We start from the raw sequence: 4,446 nt of genomic DNA on the forward strand, positions 1-4,446 counted from the left end.
GATTCGACCGGGACGTGTTTCGCGGCGAGGGCGTCCTCGTAGAGCTGGCAGGCCAGCCGCCGCGTCGCCTCGCGGTCCGGCCAGGCCTGCTGAATCCTCGCCTGTCGCAAGAAAGCCTCGAAGGCGCAGCCGTGGAACAGATCGTCCCGGATGTCGTCATGATCGGCTGGCATGGCTCAGCCTTCTTTCTGGTCGTCGTCGGCGGCGTGATGCCCGCCGGTGGGCGCCGGCTCGCGATCCGAGTTTGCTTCGGGCGGACGGGCGTTGGTCCCGGCGTCGAAGGCCGCCTGGAGGGCGGCCCGGACGCCCCAGACGGCCACTTCGTGGAAATCGAGGGCGTCGCTCATCCGGGGCTTCATGGACGGGATGCCGAGATGGCGTCGGGCGATGTCGGCGAACAATTGGTCCAGATCGGTCATGGGCGTGACTCCTTTCAAGATTGTTTAGACACGTTTCTCGAAGATCATGCAAACGTCGTGCAGCGACGGGATGAAGCAGCTTCGGTAAACCTTCCGGCCGCTGCTTGCTCCGTGGGAAAAGCGAATGATGTCTGTGCCATGCTGGACGAGACCGGCGGCGAACGCCAGTCGCTTGGTGTGGTAGGTGAGGGGCAGGAATCCCTCCTCCCGGTCATGGTAGTCCCCCATGAGGATCGCCAGTTTGCCGCCCGGCTTCAGGGCCGTGGAGCAGTTGCGGATGAACTGGCCGTGCCTCCTCAAAAAATGTTCGAGCGTCGGGGAGCGGGAGAGATCCCGGGCGTCCTCCGAATAGAGCTTCTGCCGAAAATAAGGCGGATGGGCCCAAATGAAATCGAACATTTCGGAGTTCGCGAACCCGTGCGGGTCGCAGGCGTCGATGCCCCGGTGAATATCCCATTCCAGGCAGGGCACACCCAATTCTCGGCAGACATCCCGGCAGGTTCCGCTGCCGCTCATCGGATCGAGAACCAAACCCGGCCGGAAATAGAGCAACAAGTCTTTGATCAAATTGCCGCCGCAGTTTCCCGGCCATTTGCGGTCACCGTACTCGCCCGCCCGGTGAAAATGGTACAGCGAGGTCAGGCGGGGAACCGGGCTCGCATTGCGCGGAGCCCGGGGAAGCCTGGCATAGAGGGGCCGGTCACGCCCCTCGTTTTGAGGGGCGGCCGGCCTCCTCCGGCTGGCGTAGAACGGGTTGGGTGAAATGGTTGTGATGCTCATCGGTGTGTCTTCTATTGTCAGTTTGTTGGTGGTGGATGCCGCGGATGAAGCGGCGGCCTTGTTGAGGTGAGTCATGGGCATGATTCCCTATTCATCTGATGAAGCAGACGCAAAGCCAAACAAACTCTGCGCCACGCATTCAAGCGTGTCCCAAGTCACGCCGAGCGTCGCATCATGTCGCCGGAGGACGATTTTTAACACCTCCCACGCCTGTTCATCGTCCAGGTCCGGGTGAATTTCCTTCACGTCTTCGACGGACCAGATGATCGCGATCTGGCCGCGTTCGGCCAGCAATTTGTCGATGTCAATTTCGGTTGAGTCTTGCATGATTGAATTCCTTTCCGGTTAGTTGCGGGCGATGGCGAGCCTGAGTTCGGCAAATGCGCGTTCGAGTTCCTCGTGGGCGGCGTCGAAATCGGAATCGCATCCGGCGGAGAGAAGGTCGGTCAATTCGATCAGGCGGGAATTGGTGGCGTGAAAATCGATGTGATTCATGGTCTGAGTCCTTTCAGTTGGGGCGGGGCCGAAGCCCCGCCCGGTTGAGGTGTTATTTCTGTTCGGTGGCGACGCGGAGTTGAACGCGTCCGTCCAGGGGCACGACGTCGAGCTGGATGTTGAAACCCTTGCCGTCCTTGTGCTGCCAGGCCGCCCCGATGCGGGTCCAGAAGCCCTTGTCCTTGCCGTCTCGCACCTGATAGGCGATGTGGGTCGGTGCGTTGCCGGACGGGTTGGTTGTTTCGGTGTTGGCTGACATGGTCTTTCTCCTTCGTTTTGTTTCCGGCCTCACCATGAGGCCTGATGGCACGACCAAAGAAGCGGCCCAGTCGGGAGACTTGGCGACGGTCAGGCGGAATCACGGAAAGGGGCCCTTCAGGGAATAGACCGTTATTCCGCTTGACCGGCCCGACGGCTGCTTCACAAGTGCCGACATTCAGGCGTTGGCGGGGCTGGGATCACGGCGAAGGAGTTGCCGGTGTCAGGCTCCGAACACTCAAACCGAATCGAGAAACCCTCCCGTCGGCAATCGGGTGGCCGGCGTCATGAGCCGCTTCGCCGATTCCAGGCGGAACCCCGGATGCCTGACGACAGGCGGGCGGTGAATCGATGTCGAACAATCGCCCCGCTCGCGGCCGCGCCAAGTTCCGCCCTCGCGACCGGGAACAGCGACATCAACACGGGCTGGCCGAAAAAAAATCCTTAGATTGATCTTAGTCGGGACGCTCCGGAATCTTCGGGGCTTGCCGGGCGTGACCACCCGGCCGATGAAAAATTTCAGCCAGGGGCGACGGGGATCAACGACCTCCGCCCGGGAATCCGCGAGCCGGGATCGGCGGAAGAGCCCGCCGGTCGGGATGAAACGGGACCACACATGACAGCCGACCACCTCATCAGTCGCGGCGAGGCCGCCGTACTTGACCCGGAGCAAGTTTGGACCGCCTTCGAAAGGCTCGCCCGATTGGAGTCGGGGGGCCGTCCGGTTCTGGCCGGGCATTCGGATCCGGAGGAGACAAGACTCAGGCTTGAGTTGCTGGCGGAATTGCTTGATTTGACGCCCCGCGCCGGGATGCGTCACCTCGGGAGGTTGATCGAAGCCTGGAACCTTGAGTTTCCCAATCCCGGGACCGCGTCCGTCGACCTGCTCCGCGAGGTCGCCCGGACCTGCCTGACGGCTGCAAACCGCCAGCCCCCGCCGAATCAAAACAAGGGAATGCGTCGCGCCCTCGAGTTGATCTCGCCGAACGGCCTGATCGGAGCGCCGCCCGCGGCGGCCGAGGGGCCGGCCGCCGACCCGGAAGCGGTCAGGCGTTGCGTGACCGGTCTTGGCGTCTGGTTTGATCAACTTGACTCGGATCAATGGACCCGGCTGCCCGCCAGCGTTCCCGGAGAACAAGCCGTCGAGATCTCGCAAATCTACGTCGGGCTTTACGCCATCAACGAATCCGACATCGAGGAGACGCGCCCGGACGCCCCCCGGCGAATGGCGAGGCAGCTGATCTCCAATCAATACCCGGTGGTGGACGTGCCGACGATGCTGGCCCGGACGTTGCACCGTTGCGTGGTGATCGGCGAGCCTGGCTCCGGCAAATCGACCCTGGTCCGATGGCTGGCCTGGTCGGTCCATCGGGGTGGGTGTTCCGATTTCCAGGAACCTTTGGTCGTCAAACTCGCCGCGTTCGCCCGGGCATTGTCCAAGAACCCCCGGCTGTCGCTCGTCGAGCATTTTTTCCAGGCCTTGGGCCATCAAACCGACGACTGGCGCGGGGCCTCGGACGTGCTGCGAGCGATCGCCGTCGAGCGGCACCGGTTCCTGCTCCTGCTCGACGGGTGGGACGAGGTGCCTCCCGCGCAGCGCGACCTCGTACGCGAGCGAATCCAAGCTGAACGATCCAACTTCGTCACCGTGATCACCTCGCGGGCCTCCGGGATGCCCCGGGAATTTCGGGACGGAGACCGGGTTGACATTTACCGGATCGCTGGCCTCGCGGAATCTGCCCGAGACGAACTGGTCCGGAAACTTCTGGAGGTCCACGGCCGCCCCGAATTGTTGGAAGAGGTCGCGGGCCGGATCGAGAACGAACCAGATCTGCGCGAGATGGCGGCCAACCCGTTTCTCCTGGGGTTGCTGGTCCGCGTCCTTTGCCACACGGCCGGAGGTTTCCCGGCCCCGCGAACCATCGCGGACGTTTACCGGCAGGTCACCGACTGGGTCAGGGAGCAACACAACCTTTCGGAGTCGTCGGGTTCCCCGTTGACGGAGGAGCATGTCGCGGGCCTTCGACGGCTGTCTCACGCCCTGCTGTTTGGCCCGGACGGTCCTCGTTACGACTTCACGGCCGAGCGCCTGCGGGAATCCATGCCGGGCCTGTCCTGCGAACCGGTCCGGGGAAGCCGCTTCGTCAACCGCTCCGATCAGGTCTTCGACGAACACGTTTTTCTGCATGCGACGCTTCAGGAGTATTTTGCCGCCGCGCACGCCGGATCGCTGGCATCGGCGGAACTCGACGAGTTCCTCGACCGGGCGTTCCAATCCGCCGGCCGACTGATCGTGCTCGAATTCCTCGCCGGCCAGGGCGGGCCGGCGTCGGTTCGGTGCCGGCAGCGGGCCGCCGTCTGGTATCAGGAGCGCGATCGGTATCAACAGGTGGCGTTGCGCCTCGCGCGACTCGCCGCCGCCGGCCGGTGGAAGGACACGGACCCGCCGGGGCTTGTCGCCGAATTGCGGGAGGAATTGTGGCGGGGGGGCAAA

Annotated in this window: 6 protein-coding genes; 1 reads left to right on the plus strand and 5 read right to left on the minus strand. The window is 63.5% G+C overall.

What is annotated here, in order from left to right:
- Positions 1–176: 176 nt before the first annotated feature.
- Genes BGIM_RS52145 through BGIM_RS0124280 form a run of 5 tightly spaced genes read right to left on the minus strand, consistent with a single transcriptional unit; the run spans position 177 to position 1,953 of the window.
- Entirely contained in the window at positions 177–419 is a 243-nt protein-coding gene (locus BGIM_RS52145) for a DUF6900 domain-containing protein (RefSeq protein WP_040889961.1), read from the minus strand.
- 24 nt (positions 420–443) lie between these two features.
- Positions 444–1,274 (minus strand): TRM11 family methyltransferase, encoded by an 831-nt coding sequence (locus BGIM_RS0124265; protein WP_020472318.1) that lies wholly within the window; start codon positions 1,272–1,274, stop codon positions 444–446.
- A 12-nt stretch (positions 1,275–1,286) separates the two neighbouring features.
- Positions 1,287–1,526 (minus strand): hypothetical protein, encoded by a 240-nt coding sequence (locus tag BGIM_RS0124270; protein WP_020472319.1) that lies wholly within the window; start codon positions 1,524–1,526, stop codon positions 1,287–1,289.
- Between the two features lie 18 nt (positions 1,527–1,544).
- Positions 1,545–1,694 (minus strand): hypothetical protein, encoded by a 150-nt coding sequence (locus tag BGIM_RS63220; RefSeq protein ID WP_020472320.1) that lies wholly within the window; start codon positions 1,692–1,694, stop codon positions 1,545–1,547.
- Between the two features lie 52 nt (positions 1,695–1,746).
- On the minus strand, positions 1,747–1,953 hold the full coding sequence (locus tag BGIM_RS0124280; RefSeq protein WP_020472321.1) for a hypothetical protein: 207 nt from the start codon (positions 1,951–1,953) through the stop codon (positions 1,747–1,749).
- A gap of 615 nt (positions 1,954–2,568) precedes the next feature.
- Between BGIM_RS0124280 and BGIM_RS58180 the strand changes: the two genes are divergently transcribed.
- A partial coding sequence (locus tag BGIM_RS58180) for an NACHT domain-containing protein (RefSeq protein WP_193789010.1) occupies positions 2,569–4,446 on the plus strand: 1,878 nt, incomplete at its 3' end.

The organism is Zavarzinella formosa DSM 19928 (assembly GCF_000255705.1).
In the GTDB taxonomy this organism is placed as follows: domain Bacteria; phylum Planctomycetota; class Planctomycetia; order Gemmatales; family Gemmataceae; genus Zavarzinella; species Zavarzinella formosa.

Bases quoted from the DNA above. Each gene is read 5' to 3' on its own strand.
- BGIM_RS52145 (WP_040889961.1), bottom strand. From the start codon at position 419: ATGACCGATCTGGACCAATTGTTCGCCGACATCGCCCGACGCCATCTC.
- BGIM_RS63220 (WP_020472320.1), bottom strand. From the start codon at position 1,694: ATGAATCACATCGATTTTCACGCCACCAATTCCCGCCTGATCGAATTG.
- BGIM_RS0124280 (WP_020472321.1), bottom strand. From the start codon at position 1,953: ATGTCAGCCAACACCGAAACAACCAACCCGTCCGGCAACGCACCGACC.
- BGIM_RS0124270 (WP_020472319.1), bottom strand. From the start codon at position 1,526: ATGCAAGACTCAACCGAAATTGACATCGACAAATTGCTGGCCGAACGC.
- BGIM_RS0124265 (WP_020472318.1), bottom strand. From the start codon at position 1,274: ATGACTCACCTCAACAAGGCCGCCGCTTCATCCGCGGCATCCACCACC.